Origin of the sequence: Halomonas campaniensis, from assembly GCF_014193375.1 — a bacterium.
Taxonomy (GTDB): Bacteria; Pseudomonadota; Gammaproteobacteria; order Pseudomonadales; family Halomonadaceae; genus Halomonas; species Halomonas campaniensis.
This window is the reverse complement of sequence record NZ_JACHZF010000022.1, coordinates 27,870-45,957: the sequence shown is the minus strand read 5'-3', so window position 1 is coordinate 45,957 and position 18,088 is coordinate 27,870. Positions and strand designations below refer to the sequence as shown.

Genomic DNA, 18,088 nt, shown 5'->3' with positions numbered 1-18,088 from the left:
GATCCTCATTGAGCTGCCAGTCAACTCCGGTCGCTGTGCTCCGGCGGCGGCCAGCCTCTCTTCGCTCGCGACGGAAATTCTCATCGTTCCCAATGACTAGCATGCGCCCGGCCTTGGCCGGGCGCTGTCGCTGCGGGCGGGGTGACGGCTACTCCTCGAACTCGGGGAGCGGATCCAGGTGGCGGGTCAGGGCCAGGATGTCGTCGGGCTCATCGCCGGGGTCGAAGGCGACCTGGACGGCGGCGGCCTCGCGCAGCTGATGCCAGGCCTGGCGCAGCTCCTCGGCGGAGACCGCCAGGGCGCGCTCGGCGAGCCGTTCACGGCGGTCGAAGTCGGTATCACCGAAGGACATCGCCTGCCATAGCCGGCCGGCGCGCCCGGAGAGGCTGGTGTCGCGACGGGTCAACTGGTCATGCACGGCCTGGCGGTAGGGGGCGAGGGCCTCCTCCTCCAGCGTCTCCAGGCGGGTCGCGAAGTCGTCCAGGAAGGCATCGATGCGCTCATCGATCGCCTCGCTGCGGGTATCCGGCGACTGCACCAGCAGCGCCAGGCCCGGCGCATCGAGCATCGGCGAGTAGCCGGCATTGACCACATAGCCCAGCTGCTCCTCGGTGCGCAGGCGCTGATAGAAGGGCGTGTCGATCAGCTGGCCGAGCACCGCCAGCTGCGCCTGGCTGGCCAGCGAGCGGTCGGGGCCCTGCAGATAGCGCAGCAGGACGGACTCCTCGCGGCTGGTGTGCGGGGTCAGGCGCGGCAGGTCGGCGTCGGCGCGCAGCGGGGTGAGCTCGGGAATGGCATCGGCCGCCAGGCGCGGGGCAAGCGCCTCGGCCACCTGGCGGCCCAGGGCCTCGGCCCGCTCGGCGGTCAGGTTGCCCACCGCCATGGCCTCCAGGCGGAGCTCGGCCAGGAGGGCGTCGCGGGCCTCGCGGAGGTCCTCCACGTCGAGCTCGCGGCTCGCCTCCAGCAGGGCGGTGCTGGGCCACTGGGGCCGCACCAGCGCCTCGGCGAGGGTGCGGCCGGCCTGGCGATGCAGCGCCGCCTGGGGAGCGTTGCGCCACTCCCGCTGCAGGCGATAGCGCACCCGCTCGAAGTCGGCCAGTTCCACCTCGCCGTGCTGCAGCTGCTCCAGTACCCGCGTCATCACCCGCTCCTGGCGATCGCGCCAGCCGGAGAAGGAGAGGGTGATGCCGCGGGCATGGGCATAGGCCTCGAAGTGCTGGCCGGCCAGTCGCGCCGGATAGAGGGCCTCGTTGAGGCTGTCATCCAGCCAGCCGGCGAGCAGTCGCGCCAGGGCGGCGTCCCTTGCGGAGTGGGCGGCGCCGGGGTGCTGCAGGCTGAAGCGCCACTCCACCTTGGGGGTGGTGAAGGTGACATCCGCCATGTGCCAGAGGTCGAAGGCCGGCTCCTCCACCAGCCGCCGCGGGCGCTCGTCCTGCGCCTCGAGCAGCGTGATGTCCTCGGCGATATAGGGGTTGGGATCGGGCAGCGCCAGGCCGGTCAGCGCCGTGGCCTCGCCGCCCGCGTCGCGCCTGTCCTCCCCCCCGTCGTGGGCCCAGGGGGCGTGGAACCAGGGCGAGGTCCGCTCGCCCTCCACGTCCGGGGCGCTGTAGAGGCGGATCAGGTTGTCCGGATCGAGGGCGTCGAGGTAGGCCTCGGCACGCTCGCGCTCGAAGCCGTCCATGCGGTAGGCGGCATACTGCACGTCCTCCACCGGGAAGCGCGACAGGTTCATGGCCAGGCGCATGGCGCCCTGCAGCGGCGAGCCATGCTGCTGGAAGCGGAACTCCTGCTCGGCCAGTCGCGCCTTCTCGTCATGGCGCCATGCCTCGAGGCCGCCCTCGCGGATCTGTTCGATGGCATCGAACAGGGTGGCCTCGATGGCGTCTCGCTGCTCGGCGCCGGCCGGGGTCAGGCTGATGCCGATGCTGAACAGGGCATGGTGGCCGTCGCCGCGGGAGACCCCGGCGGAGAGGCCGTCGGCCCAGCCGGCGGCGCGCAGCACCGCGAGCAGGCTGCCGTCGCCCTCGTGGCCCAGCAGGTGGGCGATCAGGTCGGCGGGCTTGTGGCGATACTCGGCGATGGGGTCGGGGATCGGGAACAGGAAGCGCAGCTGGCGGCTGTCGCGCACCGACTGCATCGCGACCCGTTGCGGCAGGGTGCCGCTCAGCGCCAGCGGCGCGGTGATCTCGGGGGCCGAGAGCCCGCGGTCGGGAATGGCGGCGAAGCGTTCTGCCACCAGGGGCTCGAGCTCGTCCAGCGGCTGCGGGGCGATCAGCGCCAGGTGCATGACATTGGCGTCGTAGTGGCGCTCGTAGAAGTCGATCACCCGCTCGCGAAGGCTCGGTTCGCCGTCGGCCGGGTCGGCCAGGGTCTCGCGGCTGCCCACCGAGAAGCCGGTGGTGGGGTTGTCCGGGTTGAGCAGCTCGTTGAGCACGTCGTTCTCGCGTCGCCCGTCGTCACGAATGCGGGCCATGTACTCGGAGTGGACGATGTTGCGCTCGCTCTCCAGCCGATCGGCATTGAACAGCGGCGAGACGAAGAACTGGCTGAACCGGTCCAGGGCGCCCTCCAGGGCCGCCGGGTCGATATCGAAGAAGTAGTTGGTGTCCTGGGGGGCGGTGAAGGCGTTGTGGCTGCCGCCGTGGCGCGTGATGTAGCCCTGGTAGGCGTCCGCCTCGGGGAACGGCTCGGTGCCCAGGAACAGCATGTGCTCGAGGAAGTGGGCCAGGCCGGCCAGGTCCTGGGGGTCCTGGGCGCTGCCCACCGAGACATTCATGGAGGCGGCGGCCTTGTCGGCCTCGGGATCGCTGACCAGCAGGGCGGTGAGGCCGTTCTCCAGGGTCAGTACCCGGTAGTCCCGGGTATCGTGGGGGCTGACGATCGGGGTGATGGCCTCGGCGACACCCTCCTGGGGGGCGGCCGTGGCGCCGTTGACCAGCAGGGCGGCCGCCAGGGCCAGCGGCCCGAGCAGACGCCCCGGCGATCGCGCAGGGGCGGGGGGCAGGACGGTGGACATCGTCTCTCCTTGTCGGGAAGGCATCAGGCGCGGCGGCACAGCATGGGGCCGATGGGGTGGGCGCAGGCCGCCTCCTGGTTCGCGGGATTGTTCACTCGTCTAGATACCGGAAAAGCGCCCAACAGTTCCTCGCGAGCGGTCACCAGCAGCGCGCGGGCCGTGTCGGGGGGCGTCCGGGGGTCGAGCCAGCGACGCGCCGCGTCGGGCTCGATCACCGCCGGCAGGCGGTCGGTCAGCGGCGCCAGCAGCGGGCTGGTGGCCACCGTGACCAGCGCCAGCGAGTCGGTGTGCTCCGCGAGGCTGGTGTGGAAGCGGCACCAGATGGCCGCGAGCAGCAGGGGGCCGCGGTCGGCGCGGGTGACCAGGAAGGGCTGCTTGAAGCGTGCCTGCGCCTTCCACGCATAGACGCCGCTGGCAGGGACCAGGCAGCGGCGCGCCAGGAAGGCCTCGCGGAACATCGGGCGTGCCTCCAGCGACTCGGCCCGGGCGCAGTGGGGGGCGTGGTCGAGCACCTCCAGCCAGGGCGGCGTCAGTCCCCAGAACAGCCGGCCCAGGTGCGCCACCCCGGCCTCCAGCCGAATGGCCGAGAGCGTGCGCCGCGGCGCCAGGTTGGGGCTGGTCACCAGCGGCGCGTCGACCGTCAGGTCGGGCATCAGCTGGGCGAGGTCGAGCGGGGCGATATGCAGTCGGCCGGCCATGGGCACTCCGCGAACGGTGGGACGACAGGGTAACCAAGTCGCCGGGGGGAGAAAAGCGTCGAGGGGATCGCCTCGGGGTCGCGGCCTTGCGTTCGGCATCCGGCGCGATAAGCTATCGAAAACAGTGTTCGATCTGCGCTATGCTAGCCCACCGGCCGACCCGCTCGGCCACCGCACGTCAATGGCTCGCGAGGAAACCGATGGCCCGTCCCAGACAGCATGCGCCCGAGGCGCTACATGCCCAGGTCATGGCGGCATGCGATGCCTGGCTGCAGGAGAACCCGGTGCACACCCTGTCGCTGCGCGCCCTGGCCCGGGAGGTGGGCTGTGCACCCAGCACCCTGCTCAAGCTCTACGGCAGCTTCACCAACCTGCTGCAGCACGTCAATGTCGAGACCCTGGCGCGGCTGCGCGGGGTGATCGAGCCGCTGACCAGCCAGGCCACGCCGGAGGAGCGACTGCGCGCGCTGGCGCGGGCCTACTGGCAGTTCGCCCAGCGCGATGCCTATCGCTGGCAGCTGCTCTTCGACTACCCCCTGGCCCAGGAGGGCGAGCTCGACCAGCGGCAGAGCGACATGATCGAGGCGCTCTTCCTGCGGGTCGAGACCACCCTCAAGGAGTACCAGCCGGCGCTGGGTGACCTCGAGGCACGCCGCCTGGGCCGCACCCTCTGGGGCAGCGTCCACGGGCTGGTGCTGCTGGGACTCAACGAGCGCCTGGGCTACTGGCAGGGCCAGCAGCTGGAGGTGGGCGAGCTGCTCGACCAGCTGCTCGACACCATCCTGGCCGGCCTGAGGGCGAGGTCCGGCGCGACGTGACCCCGCTGGCCTGGTTCCTCCCCGCCTGCCTGGGGCTCGCGCTTGCCTGGGGGCTGCTTCGCCACCCCCGTCCCACGGTGCGCTGGCTGGTCTATCTCGCCGTGCGCCTCGTCTACCGGCTGCGCCTGAGCGGGCAGGCGAATATCCCGGCCCAAGGCGCCGCGCTGGTGGTCTGCAACCATGTCAGCTTCATGGATGCCCTGGTGGTGGGTGGCGCCAGCCGGCGGCCGCTGCGCTTCCTGATGGACAAGCCGATCTACGACTCGCCCTGGCTCAACTGGCTGTTCCGGCTGGTAGGGGCGATCCCCGTGGAGTCCGAGCGGCGCGATCCCGGGAACATCCGTCGCGCCCTGGAGGAGGTCAGTCGTGCCCTGCGCGATGGCGAGGTGGTGATGCTGTTCCCCGAGGGGCGGCTGACGCCGGATGGCGAGATCCACCCCTTCCGCCGGGGGCTCGAGCTGATCCTGGCCCGCGACCCGGTGCCGGTGGTGCCCGCCGGCCTGGCCGGGCTGTGGGGCTCCTGGACCTCCCACTGCCATGGCCCGGCCCTGAGTGGCCGTCCGCGCCGCTTCCGGGCCCGTGTGGCGCTGCACTTCGGCGAGGCGCTTGCCCCCCATCATGCGAGCCGCCAGCGCCTGGAGGCCCGGGTCCGCTCGCTCAAGGCCGAGGCCGACCGCTGGGTCGAGGCCGAGGGCGTGCAGGTGCTGGAGCGACGCTGACCGCCGCGCCTCAGCGGCGCCGCGGCGCCTGCCAGCAGCGCGCGGCGGTGATCAGGTTGTCGCGAACCTCGAGGATCTCCATGCGGACGCCGGCCAGCTGCAGGCAGGCGGGGCCGTCGGGAAAGGCCTCCAGGTGCTCGAGGATCAGGCCGTTGAGGGTCTTCGGGCCATCGGTGGGCAGTTTCCAGCCCAGCGCCTTGTTGATGTCGCGGATGTTGGCGGTGCCGTCGATGACATGGCTGCCGTCCTCCTGCCGGTGGATCTCCTGCTCCATGCCCGCCACGTCGGTGGTGAACTCGCCGACGATCTCCTCGAGGATGTCCTCCAGGGTCACCAGCCCCTCCACGTCGCCGTACTCGTCGACCACGATGCCGATGCGGCGCTTCTGCTTCTGGAAGTTGAGCAGCTGGGTGTGCAGCGGGGTCGATTCCGGGATGAAGTAGGGCTCCCTGGCCTCCTGGACGATGGCCGCCTTGGTCACCTCGTCGCGGGACAGGAAGCGCGCCGCGTTGCGCAGGTGCAGCATGCCGATGATGTTGTTGATGTCGCCCTTGTAGACCGGCACCCGGGTGTGCTGGCTGGTGCGGATCTGGGCGAGGATCGCCTCCAGGTCGTCGTCCAGGTCGATGCCCACCACCTCGTGGCGCGGCACCATGATGTCGTTGACCGTGACGTTCTCCAGGTCGAGGATCGAGAGCAGCATCGCCTGGTGGCGCTGGGGAATCAGCGTGCCCGCCTCGTGCACCACGGTGCGCAGCTCGTCGCGGGTCAGGTGGTCGGCGCCGCCGTCGATCTGCTTCACGCCCATCAGCCGCAGCAGGCCGTTGGAGATGGCGTTGACCATCCAGACCAGCGGGTAGAGCAGCTTGAGCAGCGGCTCGAGGACCATCGAGGCGGGATAGGCGATCCGCTCGGGCTTGACCGCGGCATAGGTCTTGGGGGTGACCTCGGCGAAGATCAGGATGACGATCGTCAGCAGCAGCGGCGCCACGGCCGGGCCGGTCACCTCGCCGAAGAAGTGGATGGCGAGCACCGTGGCGATGGCGGCGGCCAGGTTGTTGACCAGGTTGTTGCCGATCAGGATCACGCCGATCAGGCGGTCCGGGCGAGCGAGCAGACGCAGCACCCGCTGGGCGCGGGACTCACCGCTGCTGGCCTGGTGGCTCAGGCGGTAGCGGTTGATCGACATCATGCCGGTCTCGGAGCTGGAGAAGAAGGCGGAGAGGCAGATGAGCAGGAACAGCAGGCCGAACAGCAATCCCAGCGGGAAGTCGTCGCTCAAGTCGAAGGGTCCTCAATGGCGTGTCAGGCTCGATTTGACGGGACGGGCGACGGCACTGTCAAGGCGCCTGGCCCGGCCTCAGCCGCGGCCCAGCACCACCTCCAGCACGAACTTGCTGCCGAAGTAGGCCAGCAGCAGCACCGCGCAGCCGCCCAGGGTCCAGCGCACTGCCCGCATCCCCCGCCAGCCCAGCCGATGGTGGCTGAACAGCAGCACCGAGAAGATCACCCAGGCGGCCAGCGAGAGGATCGTCTTGTGGGCCAGGTGCTGGGCGAACATGCTGTCGAGGAACAGGAAGCCGCTGAGGATCGACAGCGTGAGCAGGGCCACGCCGGCCCAGATCAGCTCGAAGAGCACCCGCTCCATGGTGGTCAGCGGCGGCAGGGCCTGGACGATGCCGCGGATGTGGTGGTGGCGCAGGGCGCGGTTCTGCAGGCCGAGCAGCACGGCCTGGGCGGCGGCAATCGCCAGGGTGGCGAAGGCCAGCAGCGCGCTGAGGGCGTGCAGGGCGATGCCCGGCGTGAGGCCGTTGGTGCGCTCGGGGCTCGGCAGCCCGGTGGCCAGCAGCAGGGCCAGGCCGGCCAGCGGGAAGACCCCCACGGCGGCATTGAGCACCGGCTTGAAGAGGCTGACGACCAGCAGCACCAGCACCAGCATGGCGCTGATGACGATCACGCTGGTGGAGAGTCCGGGCAGTACCGGCGCCCCGTGGCCGAACAGCCCGATGGCCAGCGGCAGGTGGCAGAGCAGCCCCAGGATGCCCAGCCCGCGCACCAGCATGGGCTGTGGCGACACTCGGCGAGCGAGTACCAGTCCCTGCCAGGAGGCGGCGGCGATATAGAGGATGAAGGCCAGGGTGGCCAGAGAGAGCGCCTGCATCGGTTGCTTTCCATGCGCCTGTAGGATGGGTGGCGTGCCGCTACTATACCCAATCCCCCGGTTGGCGCACAGGCCGTGGCCTGCGGCAGCCCCCCGCAGGCTTGTCGCCAGATCAGTCCCGAGCCATGCAAGTTATCTCGTTAGCCGTGGGCTCGCCCCGGGGTGCATGGAGACTCGCGGCCACAGCGCGTATAATCCCCAGCCATATTCGGGCCGTCGCCACTGGAGAGGCCAATGTTCCAGAATCTCAGCGAGCGTCTGTCGCAGACGCTCAAGTCGATCAAGGGTCAGGCCCGCCTGACCGAAGAGAACGTCAAGGACACCCTGCGCGAGGTGCGCCGCGCGCTGCTCGAGGCCGACGTGGCCCTGCCGGTGGTCAAGGACTTCATCGAGCGGGTGCGCGAGCGCGCCGTGGGCCAGGAGGTCTCCAAGAGCCTCTCGCCGGGCCAGCAGTTCGTCAAGATCGTCCAGCAGGAGCTCGAGGCGACCATGGGCGAGGCCAACGAGGGGCTGACCCTCAAGGGCTCGCCGGCGGTGGTGCTGATGGCCGGCCTGCAGGGCGCGGGCAAGACCACCTCCGTGGCCAAGCTGGCGCGCTACCTGCGCGAGCGCGAGAAGAAGAAGGTGCTGGTGGTCTCCGCCGACGTCTACCGCCCGGCGGCCATCGACCAGCTCGAGACCCTGGCGAAGGAGGTCGAGGTCGACTTCTTCCCGTCGCGCTCCGACCAGCAGCCCGTGGCCATTGCCGAGGCGGCGATCAAGCACGCCAGGATCCAGTTCCATGACGTGGTGATCGTCGATACCGCCGGTCGCCTGGCCATCGACGAGGCGATGATGGCCGAGATCCAGGCGCTGCATAAGGCGGTGGCGCCCCAGGAGACGCTGTTCGTCGTCGACGCCATGACCGGCCAGGACGCCGCCAACACCGCCAAGGCCTTCCATGAGGCGCTGCCGCTGACCGGGGTGATCCTCACCAAGGCCGACGGCGATGCCCGCGGCGGTGCGGCCCTTTCGGTACGCCACATCACCGGCAAGCCGATCAAGTTCATGGGCGTGGGCGAGAAGGTCGATGCCCTGGAGCCCTTCCACCCGGACCGCGTCGCCTCGCGGATCCTCGGCATGGGCGACGTGCTGTCGCTGATCGAGGAGGCCGAGCGCACCGTCGACAAGCAGAAGGCGGAGCAGCTGGCGAAGAAGGTCAAGAAGGGCGAGGGCTTCGACCTCGAGGACTTCCGCGACCAGCTCCAGCAGCTCAAGAAGATGGGCGGCATGGGCGGGCTGCTCGGCAAGCTGCCGGGCATGGGTCAGATGGCCGAGATGGCCCAGGGCCCCGGCCCCGAGAAGGAGCTGGGCAAGCTCGAGGCGCTGATCAACTCCATGACGCCCCAGGAGCGCCGCCGCCCCGAGATCATCAACGGCTCCCGCAAGCGGCGTATCGCCGCCGGGGCTGGCCTGCAGGTGCCCGACCTCAACCGCCTGCTCAAGCAGCACAAGCAGATGCAGAAGATGATGAAGAAGGCGGGCAAGAAGGGCGGCATGCAGAAGATGATGCGCGGCATGTCCGGCATGATGGGCGGCGGCGGCCCGGGAGGCCCCGGCGGCATGGGAGGAATGGGCGGCCCCGGCGGGATGCCCTGGCGGTAGGCCCGAAAAAGGTTCCCAAGCGGGGCTGTTTTCCGTAGAATGCTGCGTCTTCACTGGCAGGACCGCGATTCGTCGTGGCCGACGCCATGACCGAATGCCCGAAACGGGGTCTGTCGACGATCCGTCGGCAGGCGCCGCTTCCCGAGCAGTACAACCCAATCCGCAACGAAGGACAGACAACGATGGTTACCATTCGTCTGGCACGTGGTGGCGCCAAGAAGCGTCCCTTCTACCACCTGACCGTGACCGATTCACGCAACGCCCGCGACGGCCGCTTCATCGAGCGCCTGGGCTTCTTCAACCCGATCGCCCGCGGTCAGGAAGAGCGCCTGCGCGTCGACCTGGACCGCATCGCCCACTGGGAAAGCCAGGGTGCGCAGCTCTCCGACCGCGTCGCCGAACTGGTCAAGGAAGCCCGCAAGCAGGCCTGATGCGCCTGACTTGCCTGCTGACGTGGTGGGGTCGTCGATGAGCGAACACGCGCAAGCGCCGCAAGGCGACGATCATGTGGTGCTGGGGAAGCTGACCAGCCCCTACGGCGTCAAGGGCTGGCTCAAGGTGTACTCGTACACCAGCCCCATGGACGGCATCCTCGACTATGAGGAGTGGGTGCTGCGTCATGAGGGCCGGCTGGAGCGGCGGCATCGGGTCCAGGGTCGTCGTCACGGCAAGGGCCTGGTGGCCCAGATCGAGGGCGTCGACAGCCGCGAGGCGGCCGAGGCCCTGGCCGGCGCCGAGATCCTGCTGCCCAAGGCCGAGTTGCCCGAGCTCTCCGGTGACGACTTCTACTGGCACGAGCTGGAAGGGCTGCGGGTGGTGACCCGTGATGGCGTCGTGCTGGGCAGGATCGATCATCTCTTCGAGACCGGCGCCAATGACGTCATGGTCGTGAAGGGCGGGCTCGAGGCCGATGCCATCGACGCCCGTGAGCGGCTGCTGCCGTTCCTGCCCGAGGAGGTCATCCTCGAGGTGGACCTCGAGGGCGGCGTGATGACCGTCGACTGGGATCCTGACTTCTGATGGATGCCGCGTCGATGGCATCGGAGTCGGTTTCCGAACCGCTCCCCGGCATGTGGATCGGCGTCGTCTCGCTGTTCCCGGAGATGTTCGAGGCGATCACTCGCCACGGCGTCACCGGCAGGGCGGTGGAGAAGGGGCGTATCGCGCTGGAGTTCTGGAATCCGCGCGACTACGCCACTGACCGGCATCGCACCGTGGACGATCGCCCCTACGGCGGTGGCCCCGGGATGCTGATGAAGGTCGATACCCTGCGTGCGGCCATCCACGAGGCCCGGGAACGGGCCGAGCAGGCCACCGGGCAGCGCCCCAGGGTGGTCTACCTGTCGCCCCAGGGGCGGCGGCTCGACCAGGCCGGCGCGCAGGAACTGGCGTCCGGGCCGCCGCTGGTGGTGGTGGCCGGGCGCTATGAAGGCATCGATGAGCGGGTCGTCGAGACCGACATCGATGAGGAGTGGTCGATCGGCGACTACGTGCTGAGCGGCGGCGAGCTGCCGGCCATGGTGCTGATCGACGCCGCGGCAAGGCTGGTGCCCGGGGTGCTGGGCCATCAGGATTCCGCGGTCGAGGACTCCTTCAACGACGGGCTGCTGGACTGCCCGCACTATACCCGCCCGGAGGAGATCGACGGGCGGCGGGTGCCGGAGGTCCTGCTCAGCGGCAACCACGGTGCCATCCGGCGCTGGCGGCTGAAGCAGTCCCTGGGGCGTACCTGGCTGAGGCGCCCCGACCTGCTGGAAGGCAGGACGTTGAACAAGGAGCAGCGCGAGCTGCTCGAGGAGTACCTCGAGGAACACGCCCTGACGGCCAGGTAGGCAGGGCGGAGGTGCGGGGAGCGTCGCGTCGCTGGCCCGCGTCACCCATCGTCTCCCGCGCTCTCGAGCTCACTCGGGCGCCGGGATCACGATCCATCGGCACTCCAAGCCGACCGGTGGATCAACATTTTGAGGAGTTATCCGTCATGAGCAGCAAGAACAAGGTGATCCAGGCGCTCGAAGCCGAGCAGATGAGCAAGGAAGTCCCGGCCTTCGCCCCCGGCGACACCGTCGTCGTCCAGGTCAAGGTCAAGGAAGGCAACCGCGAGCGTCTCCAGGCCTTCGAGGGCGTGGTGATCGGCAAGCGCAACCGCGGCCTGAACTCCGCCTTCACCGTGCGCAAGATCTCCCACGGCGTCGGCGTCGAGCGTACCTTCCAGACCTACAGCCCGCTGGTCGACTCCATCAGCGTCAAGCGTCGCGGCGACGTGCGCCAGGCCAAGCTGTACTACCTCCGCGAGCGCAGCGGCAAGTCCGCCCGCATCAAGGAAAAGCTGGCCTGAGGCTGACGCCTCGGCCGGCCACGGACCGGGGCATCTGCCCCGGCCCCGCGCGAAACCCCGTCACCGCACCCGCGGGGCGGGGTTTCGCGCTTTGGGGGCGGCCTTGACGGCGCGCCGAGTCCATGGGAGGCGTGATGCGCGACCACGATGACGCCGGCCAGTTGATCGATGCCTTCCTCGATGCCCTGTGGCTCGAGCAGGGCGTCAGCGACCATACCCTGGTCGCCTACCGGCGTGACCTGGCGGCCTGGGCGGAGCGCCTCGCGGTGTGCGGCGAAGCGCTGCTGGCGCCGGCGCCGGCGACGCTGCCGGCCTGGCTCGACGAGCGTCGCGAGGCCGGCTATCGGCTGCGCAGCAACGCGCGACTGCTCTCGAGCCTGCGGCGCTTCTACCGCTGGGCGCTCGAGCAGGGGCGCCTCGCCCATGACCCCCTGGCCGAGGTGAGGCTGCCACGGGTGCGCCCGGCCCTGCCGGACACCCTGGAGGAGGCCGAAGTGGTGCGGCTGATCGAGGCGCCGGATGTCACCACCGATCTGGGGCTGCGCGACCGGGCCATGCTCGAGGTGCTCTACGGGGCGGGGCTGCGGGTCTCGGAGCTGGTCGGGCTGACCACCGATGCGGTGAACCTGCGACAGGGCGTCGTGCGGGTGCGGGGCAAGGGCGACAAGGACCGGCTGGTGCCGCTGGGCGAGGAGGCGGTAGAGTGGCTGTCACGTTACCTGCGTGCGGGACGTGGCGGCCTGATGGCCGACATCACCCGGCCGGCACTCTTTCCGGGGCGGGGCGACCGGCCGATGACCCGCCAGGCCTTCTGGTACCGGATCAAGGCCCATGCGCTGGCCGCCGGCATCGATCGGCCGCTCTCGCCCCATACCCTGCGGCACGCCTTCGCCACCCACCTGTTGAATCATGGGGCCAACCTGCGTGTCGTACAGCTGCTGCTCGGTCACAGTGATCTCTCGACCACGCAGATCTATACCCATGTGGCGCAGGCCCGCCTGGAGGCCCTGCATGCCGATCATCACCCGCGAGGTTGACACATGAATACCCCCTTCCGGACACTCCTCTCCGGCCTGCTGGCCGCTTCCCTGGCCGCCCCGCTGCTGGCCCAGGCCGACCCGGCCGGCGAGCTGGCGGAGCGGCTGGCGGTCAACGGCCAGCCGATGCCGGTGGAGAGCGTGCGCGAGACGCCGCTCGAGGGCTTCTTCGAGGTTCGCCTGACCACCGGCGAGCGCTTCTACAGCGACGCCGAGGGCCGGCACTTCCTGGTCGGTGACCTCTACGAGAATGGCGACCAGGGCCTGGTCAACCTGACCGAGCAGGGTCGCAACGGCGAGCGCGCCGCGCGCCTGGCCCAGGTGCCCGAGGACGAGCGGGTGATATTCCGTGGCGCCGGCGAGAGCCGCGCCGAACTGGTGGTCTTCACCGATACCACCTGCCCCTACTGCCGCCAGCTCCACGAGGAGGTGCCGCGGCTCAACGAGCTGGGCATCGAGGTGCACTACCTGGCCTTCCCGCGGACCGGGATGAACGCCCAGGGGGCGCGCACCATGCAGCAGGTCTGGTGCGCCGCCAACCCCGCCGAGGCGATGAGCACCGCCAAGCGGCAGGAGCCCCTCTCGGGGCCGGCAGACTGCGACAATCCGGTCGAGGCACAGTATCATCTGGGCATGGAGCTCGGCGTCCAGGGCACGCCGGCCATCGTGCTGCCCGACGGCCGCCTGGTCCCCGGCTACGTGCCGGCCGAGCGCCTGGCCGCCATGCTCGGCATCGAGGGCTGAGCCCCGGCGATCCACACACGACAGACACCGGCCCGAGCCGGTGCAGCGGCCTGCCTGCGGGCGGGCCGACACGCTGAGACACAACCAGACACGCGAGCAGGAGCAAGACATTGAAACCGGTGAGAGTAGGAATCTGTGGGCTGGGAACCGTCGGTGGCGGCACCTTCAACGTGCTGACGCGAAATGCCGATGACATTGCCCGTCGTGCCGGCCGCCCGATCGTCATCGAGCAGGTCGCCCATCGCAGCCCCAACCCCGACTGCGACCTCACCGGCATCAAGACCACCCAGGATGTCTTCGAGGTGGCCAACAACCCCGACGTGGACGTGCTGGTGGAGCTGATCGGCGGCTACGACGTGGCCCGGGAGCTGGTGCTCACCGCCATCCAGAACGGCAAGCACGTGGTCACCGCCAACAAGGCGCTGATCGCGGTGCACGGCAACGAGATCTTCGCCGCGGCCCACGAGGCGGGCGTGATCGTGGCCTTCGAGGCCGCCGTGGCCGGCGGCATCCCGGTGATCAAGTCGCTGCGCGAGGGGCTGGGCGCCAACCGCATCGAGTGGGTGGCCGGCATCATCAACGGCACCGGCAACTACATCCTGACCCACATGCGCGACGAGGGGCGAGCCTTCGAGGATGTGCTGGCCGAGGCCCAGGCGCTGGGCTATGCGGAGGCCGATCCCACCTTCGACGTCGAGGGCATCGACGCCGCCCACAAGCTGACCATCCTCGCCTCCATCGCCTACGGCGTGCCGCTGCAGTTCGAGAAGGCCTTCACCGAGGGCATCTCCCGGGTGACCGCCGAGGACGTGGAGCAGGCCGATAACCTGGGCTACGTGATCAAGCACCTGGGCATCTCCAAGCGTACCGACCAGGGCCTGGAGCTGCGCGTGCATCCCACGCTGATCCCCAAGGAGCGGCTGCTGGCCAACGTGCACGGCGTGAAGAACGCCATCGCCGTGATGGGCGACGCCGTCGGCCCGACCCTCTACTACGGCGCCGGCGCCGGCGCCGAACCCACCGCCTCCTCGGTGGTGGCCGATATCCTCGATGTGGCCCGCGACATCGCCACCGACCACCACTACCGGGTGCCCTACCTGGCCTTCAGCGGCATCGACGAGGACGTCAGCCAGCTGCCGATCCTGCCCATGGAGGAGATCATCTCCGCCTATTACCTGCGGCTGCTGGCGGTGGACCGCCCCGGCGTGCTGGCCCGGGTGGCCACCATCCTCGCCGAGCAGGGCATCTCCATCGAGGCGCTGATCCAGAAGGAGGCCACCGAGGGCGAGCTGGTGCCGATCATCCTGATGACGCACCGCACCCGCGAGCAGCACATGAACGAGGCGATCCGCCAGATCGAGGCCATGGCCGACATCGCCGGTCCGGTGACGCGGATCCGCGTCGAATCCCTGGACGAACAGGAATAACCGATGCGCTATATCAGCACCCGCGGGCAGGCGCCCGCGCTCTCCTTCGAGGAGGTCGTGCTCACCGGCATGGCCAGCGACGGCGGCCTCTACGTGCCGGAGACCGTCCCGCAGCTCTCCCATGACGACCTGGCCGAGATGGCGGGGCTCTCCTACGCTGAGATCGCCTTCCGGGTGATGCAGCCCTTCGTCAACGGCGAGATCGACGATGACACCTTCCGGCGGCTGGTGACGGAGGCCTATGCCACCTTCAGCCACGACGCCGTGGTGCCGCTCAACCAGCTCGACGCCAACCACTTCCTGCTCGAGCTGTTCCACGGCCCGACCCTGGCCTTCAAGGACGTGGCGCTGCAGCTGCTCGGCCGGCTGCTCGACCACTTCCTGAAGAAGCGCGGCGAGCGCGCGGTGATCATGGGCGCCACCTCCGGGGATACCGGCTCCGCCGCCATCGAGGGCTGCCGCCACTGCGACAACCTGGACATCTTCATCCTCCACCCCTACCAGCGGGTCTCGGAGGTGCAGCGTCGCCAGATGACCTCGGTGCTGGCCGACAACGTCTTCAACGTCGCCATCGAGGGCAACTTCGACGACGCCCAGGCCATGGTCAAGGCGAGCTTCGCCGACCAGTCGTTCCTGAACGGCACCCGGCTGGTGGCGGTGAACTCCATCAACTGGGCGCGCATCATGGCCCAGATCGTCTACTACGTGGCCTCCGCCGTGGCCCTTGGCGCACCGCGCCGCAAGGTGAGCTTCTGCGTGCCCTCGGCTAACTTCGGCAACGTCTTTGCCGGCTACATGGCCTACCGCATGGGCCTGCCGGTGGAGCGCTTCGTGATCGCCACCAACGCCAACGACATCCTGCACCGCACCCTGGCCGCCAACGACTTCTCCAAGCAGGAGCTCAAGGCGACCCTGGCGCCCTCCATGGATATCGTGGTGTCGTCCAACTTCGAGCGGCTGCTGTTCGAGGCCTATGACCGCGACGGCGCCGCCGTGGCCGAGCTGCTCGCCCGCTTCCAGGCCGAGCCGACCGCCCTGGCGGAGGCGCCCCTGGCCCGGCTGCGCGAGCGCTTCGCCAGCCACAGCGTGGACGACGCCACCATCCTCGAGGTGATCCGCGAGGCGCACCACCGCACCCAGGAGATCCTCGACCCGCACACCGCCACCGGCTATCGCGCTGCCGAGCGCGAGCGGGGCGACGCGGCCGTGCCGATGATCACCCTGGCCACCGCCCACCCGGCCAAGTTCGCCGAGGCGGTGGTCAAGGCGGGCTTCCCGGGCGTGCCGCTGCCGCCCCACATGGACGACCTGCTGGAGCGCGAGGAGCGCTACACCGTGCTGCCCGCCGAGCTCTCCGCGGTGCAGCAGTTCGTGGTCGAGAACCGCCGCTAAGGCCCAGAGCCGGAAGCTAGAGCTGGAAGTGAAATAGCGAGGGGCGCCGGGGCAGGTCTGGAGGGGGTCTTTTTCCAGGGGTGAGGAGCACTGCTCTGAACGGGCTGGCCAAGGATGGCCAGCACCGGCCCTGCAAGCGGAGCAGGATGCGAGAGCGCCGCAGGGAAAAAGTAGCTTACAGGGAGGTATTCACAGCGCCCCCGAACAGGCCTGTCGCCGGATCAGCCCCGAGCGGGCTGCTACCTCTGCGTTCTCAACTGCCAGCATTACCTGCAGGAGTCAGGCTTGAACGCCGCAAGCGATCCCATCGATCTGAGTGAGCGCCTGAGGCCGCGCATCCTGCCGCGGCCCCGGGACGCCGCCCTCTATGCCCGCGCCCAGCGCGAGGGGCTCTCCGAGCTCCAGGCGCGGATCCTCGCCGGCCGCCTGAAGGGCTTCGAGGGCGAGCTCTCGCCGCTGATCTCGCCCAGCCTGCGCCACCTGGCCCACCCCGAGAAGCTGGTCGATGCCCGGCGAGCCGCCGAGCGCATCGCCCAGGCGGTGGTCGACGGCGAGCACATCGGCATCCTCACCGACTACGACGTGGACGGCATCACCTCCCACGTGGTGATCCGGCGCACCCTGGTGGAGCTCTTCGGCGTGCCGGAGGCGAGGCTGCACAGCCTGATCGGCCACCGCATCCATGACGGCTACGGTATCAGCCTGCCGCTGGTGGAACGCACCCTGGCCCTCGCGCCGCGCCCCCGCCTGGTGATCACCGCCGACTGCGGCAGCAGTGATGAGCCCCGGATCGCCCGCCTGGCCGCGGAGGGGATCGACGTGGTGGTCAGCGACCACCACGCCCTGCCGGTGGAGGGGCCGCCGCCCTCGGCCCATGCGGTGGTCAACCCCACCCGCGACGACTGCGCCTACCCCGACCCCACCATCGCCGGCTGCATGGTGGCGTGGCTGGTCATGTCGCTGACCCGTTCGGTGCTGGTCGAGTGGGGCGTGCTGCCCGAGGCCACCCCCAAGCTCTCTCCCTGGCTCTCCTACGTGGCGCTGGGCACCGTGGCGGACTGCGTCTCCCTGGGCGGCAGCCCCGCCAACCGCGCGGTGGTGACCCACGGCCTGGCGCTGATCAACCGCATGGAGGCCGCCTGCTGGCGGGCCATGGCCGAGCGCCTGGGGGCCGACAGTGTGCCCTTCGATGCCGAGACCCTGGGCTTCCAGATGGGGCCGCGGATCAACGCCCGCTCGCGCCTCGACGACCCCTATGCGGCGCTGCACTTCATGCTCGCCGAGCAGGATCATGTGGCGAGCCGCTACCTGGACGTGCTGGATCAGGACAACCAGTCGCGCAAGGCGATCGAGGCCGACATGGCCGAGGAGGCGAGGGCGCTGGCGCTGCCGGCGCTGGCCGCCGACGAGCCCGCCGTGGTGGTCTATCTCGAGAGCGGCCATCCCGGCGTCCAGGGCATCGTGGCCTCGCGGCTGGTGCAGGCCTATGGCCGGCCGGCGCTGGTGCTGACCCCGGCCGCGGCGCCGGGCATGCTGACCGGCTCGGGCCGCTCCATCGAGGGGCTGCACCTGCGCGACGCCCTGCAGCGCACCTTCGAGCTGGCGCCGGAGGCGCTGCCGCGTTTCGGTGGCCATCGGGGGGCCGCCGGCGTCGGCGTGCCCGTCGAGCGGCTCGACGCCTTCAAGGCGGCCTTCCTGACGGCGGTAGGGGAGCAGCTGGGCGAGGCCGAGCTCTTCCCCAGGATCCTCACCGACGGTGAGCTCGCCCCGCACCAGCTGAGCCTGGCGACCCTGGACGAGCTGCAGGCGCTGGGCCCCTACGGCCGCGAGTTCGACCCGCCGCTGTTCCAGGGGGAGTTCCTGGTGGAGCGCCTGCGCCCGGTGGGCGCCGACGGCACCCACCTGATGCTGGAGCTCTCCTCCGGCGCGGCCAGCCTCAAGGCGATCTGGTTCCGGGCGCTGACCCCCGGGGAGATGCCGACCTTCGGCGTCGGCGACCGGCTGCGCTGCGCCTTCAAGCTCAACCGCAACCGCTGGCGGGGGCGCGAGAGCCTCCAGCTGATGGTCGAGCACGCGGAAGCCCTCACCCAAGGATAG

At 69.9% G+C, this 18,088-nt stretch carries 16 protein-coding genes; 12 read left to right on the top strand and 4 right to left on the bottom strand.

Annotated elements, in window-relative coordinates:
- Positions 1 to 148 precede the first annotated feature (148 nt).
- Both BDK63_RS14435 and BDK63_RS14430 read right to left on the bottom strand, forming a co-directional pair.
- The gene (locus BDK63_RS14435; RefSeq protein ID WP_183333165.1) at positions 149 to 3,016 is read right to left on the bottom strand and encodes an insulinase family protein; all 2,868 of its coding nucleotides are present in this window, start codon (positions 3,014 to 3,016) and stop codon (positions 149 to 151) included.
- Positions 3,017 to 3,039: 23 nt separating this feature from the next.
- A complete protein-coding gene (locus tag BDK63_RS14430; RefSeq protein ID WP_183333164.1) occupies positions 3,040 to 3,714 on the bottom strand; it encodes an SOS response-associated peptidase in 675 nt (224 codons plus the stop codon).
- 200 nt (positions 3,715 to 3,914) lie between these two features.
- Between BDK63_RS14430 and BDK63_RS14425 the strand changes: the two genes are divergently transcribed.
- Both BDK63_RS14425 and BDK63_RS14420 read left to right on the top strand, forming a co-directional pair.
- Positions 3,915 to 4,532 carry a TetR/AcrR family transcriptional regulator gene (locus tag BDK63_RS14425; RefSeq protein WP_183333161.1) on the top strand — a complete coding sequence of 206 codons (618 nt, stop codon included), beginning with the start codon at positions 3,915 to 3,917 and terminating at the stop codon, positions 4,530 to 4,532.
- The gene (locus tag BDK63_RS14420) at positions 4,529 to 5,251 is read left to right on the top strand and encodes a 1-acyl-sn-glycerol-3-phosphate acyltransferase (RefSeq protein ID WP_425485960.1); all 723 of its coding nucleotides are present in this window, start codon (positions 4,529 to 4,531) and stop codon (positions 5,249 to 5,251) included. The genes BDK63_RS14425 and BDK63_RS14420 overlap by 4 nt, the downstream gene beginning before the upstream one ends.
- 10 nt (positions 5,252 to 5,261) lie before the next feature.
- Here BDK63_RS14420 and BDK63_RS14415 read toward each other — a convergent pair whose 3' ends face one another.
- A complete protein-coding gene (locus BDK63_RS14415; protein ID WP_183333159.1) occupies positions 5,262 to 6,533 on the bottom strand; it encodes an HlyC/CorC family transporter in 1,272 nt (423 codons plus the stop codon).
- Between the two features lie 78 nt (positions 6,534 to 6,611).
- A complete protein-coding gene (locus BDK63_RS14410) occupies positions 6,612 to 7,412 on the bottom strand; it encodes a cytochrome C assembly family protein (RefSeq protein ID WP_183333157.1) in 801 nt (266 codons plus the stop codon).
- Positions 7,413 to 7,646: 234 nt separating this feature from the next.
- Here BDK63_RS14410 and ffh point away from each other — a divergent pair, with 234 nt between their 5' ends.
- The 10 genes from ffh to BDK63_RS14360 all read left to right on the top strand — a co-directional run bounded on the left by ffh (position 7,647) and on the right by BDK63_RS14360 (position 18,088).
- Positions 7,647 to 9,056, top strand: coding sequence for a signal recognition particle protein (gene ffh, locus BDK63_RS14405; protein WP_183333155.1), 1,410 nt, complete (start codon positions 7,647 to 7,649; stop codon positions 9,054 to 9,056).
- Between the two features lie 182 nt (positions 9,057 to 9,238).
- Positions 9,239 to 9,487, top strand: a complete 249-nt coding sequence (rpsP, locus tag BDK63_RS14400) for a 30S ribosomal protein S16 (RefSeq protein ID WP_183333153.1) — start codon at positions 9,239 to 9,241, stop codon at positions 9,485 to 9,487.
- A 37-nt stretch (positions 9,488 to 9,524) separates the two neighbouring features.
- Positions 9,525 to 10,076 (top strand): ribosome maturation factor RimM, encoded by a 552-nt coding sequence (rimM, locus tag BDK63_RS14395; RefSeq protein WP_183333150.1) that lies wholly within the window; start codon positions 9,525 to 9,527, stop codon positions 10,074 to 10,076.
- A 50-nt stretch (positions 10,077 to 10,126) separates the two neighbouring features.
- A complete protein-coding gene (trmD, locus tag BDK63_RS14390) occupies positions 10,127 to 10,888 on the top strand; it encodes a tRNA (guanosine(37)-N1)-methyltransferase TrmD (RefSeq protein ID WP_183333218.1) in 762 nt (253 codons plus the stop codon).
- A gap of 146 nt (positions 10,889 to 11,034) precedes the next feature.
- Positions 11,035 to 11,391: a 50S ribosomal protein L19 gene (gene rplS / locus BDK63_RS14385; RefSeq protein WP_023005502.1), complete on the top strand. Its 357-nt coding sequence runs from the start codon at positions 11,035 to 11,037 to the stop codon at positions 11,389 to 11,391.
- Positions 11,392 to 11,525: 134 nt separating this feature from the next.
- Positions 11,526 to 12,428 carry a site-specific tyrosine recombinase XerD gene (gene xerD / locus BDK63_RS14380; RefSeq protein ID WP_183333148.1) on the top strand — a complete coding sequence of 301 codons (903 nt, stop codon included), beginning with the start codon at positions 11,526 to 11,528 and terminating at the stop codon, positions 12,426 to 12,428.
- A gap of 3 nt (positions 12,429 to 12,431) precedes the next feature.
- Complete coding sequence (locus BDK63_RS14375; protein ID WP_183333146.1) at positions 12,432 to 13,172, top strand: DsbC family protein; 741 nt, start codon at positions 12,432 to 12,434, stop codon at positions 13,170 to 13,172.
- A 110-nt stretch (positions 13,173 to 13,282) separates the two neighbouring features.
- Positions 13,283 to 14,599, top strand: coding sequence for a homoserine dehydrogenase (locus tag BDK63_RS14370; RefSeq protein ID WP_183333144.1), 1,317 nt, complete (start codon positions 13,283 to 13,285; stop codon positions 14,597 to 14,599).
- Positions 14,600 to 14,602: 3 nt separating this feature from the next.
- Complete coding sequence (gene thrC / locus BDK63_RS14365) at positions 14,603 to 15,991, top strand: threonine synthase (RefSeq protein WP_183333142.1); 1,389 nt, start codon at positions 14,603 to 14,605, stop codon at positions 15,989 to 15,991.
- 285 nt (positions 15,992 to 16,276) lie between these two features.
- Positions 16,277 to 18,088, top strand: a complete 1,812-nt coding sequence (locus BDK63_RS14360) for a single-stranded-DNA-specific exonuclease RecJ (RefSeq protein WP_183333140.1) — start codon at positions 16,277 to 16,279, stop codon at positions 18,086 to 18,088.

Bases quoted from the DNA above. Each gene is read 5' to 3' on its own strand.
- BDK63_RS14435 (WP_183333165.1), bottom strand. From the start codon at position 3,016: ATGTCCACCGTCCTGCCCCCCGCCCCTGCGCGATCGCCGGGGCGTCTG.
- BDK63_RS14430 (WP_183333164.1), bottom strand. From the start codon at position 3,714: ATGGCCGGCCGACTGCATATCGCCCCGCTCGACCTCGCCCAGCTGATG.
- BDK63_RS14425 (WP_183333161.1), top strand. From the start codon at position 3,915: ATGGCCCGTCCCAGACAGCATGCGCCCGAGGCGCTACATGCCCAGGTC.
- BDK63_RS14410 (WP_183333157.1), bottom strand. From the start codon at position 7,412: ATGCAGGCGCTCTCTCTGGCCACCCTGGCCTTCATCCTCTATATCGCC.
- ffh (WP_183333155.1), top strand. From the start codon at position 7,647: ATGTTCCAGAATCTCAGCGAGCGTCTGTCGCAGACGCTCAAGTCGATC.
- rpsP (WP_183333153.1), top strand. From the start codon at position 9,239: ATGGTTACCATTCGTCTGGCACGTGGTGGCGCCAAGAAGCGTCCCTTC.
- rimM (WP_183333150.1), top strand. From the start codon at position 9,525: ATGAGCGAACACGCGCAAGCGCCGCAAGGCGACGATCATGTGGTGCTG.
- trmD (WP_183333218.1), top strand. From the start codon at position 10,127: ATGTGGATCGGCGTCGTCTCGCTGTTCCCGGAGATGTTCGAGGCGATC.
- rplS (WP_023005502.1), top strand. From the start codon at position 11,035: ATGAGCAGCAAGAACAAGGTGATCCAGGCGCTCGAAGCCGAGCAGATG.
- xerD (WP_183333148.1), top strand. From the start codon at position 11,526: ATGCGCGACCACGATGACGCCGGCCAGTTGATCGATGCCTTCCTCGAT.
- BDK63_RS14375 (WP_183333146.1), top strand. From the start codon at position 12,432: ATGAATACCCCCTTCCGGACACTCCTCTCCGGCCTGCTGGCCGCTTCC.
- thrC (WP_183333142.1), top strand. From the start codon at position 14,603: ATGCGCTATATCAGCACCCGCGGGCAGGCGCCCGCGCTCTCCTTCGAG.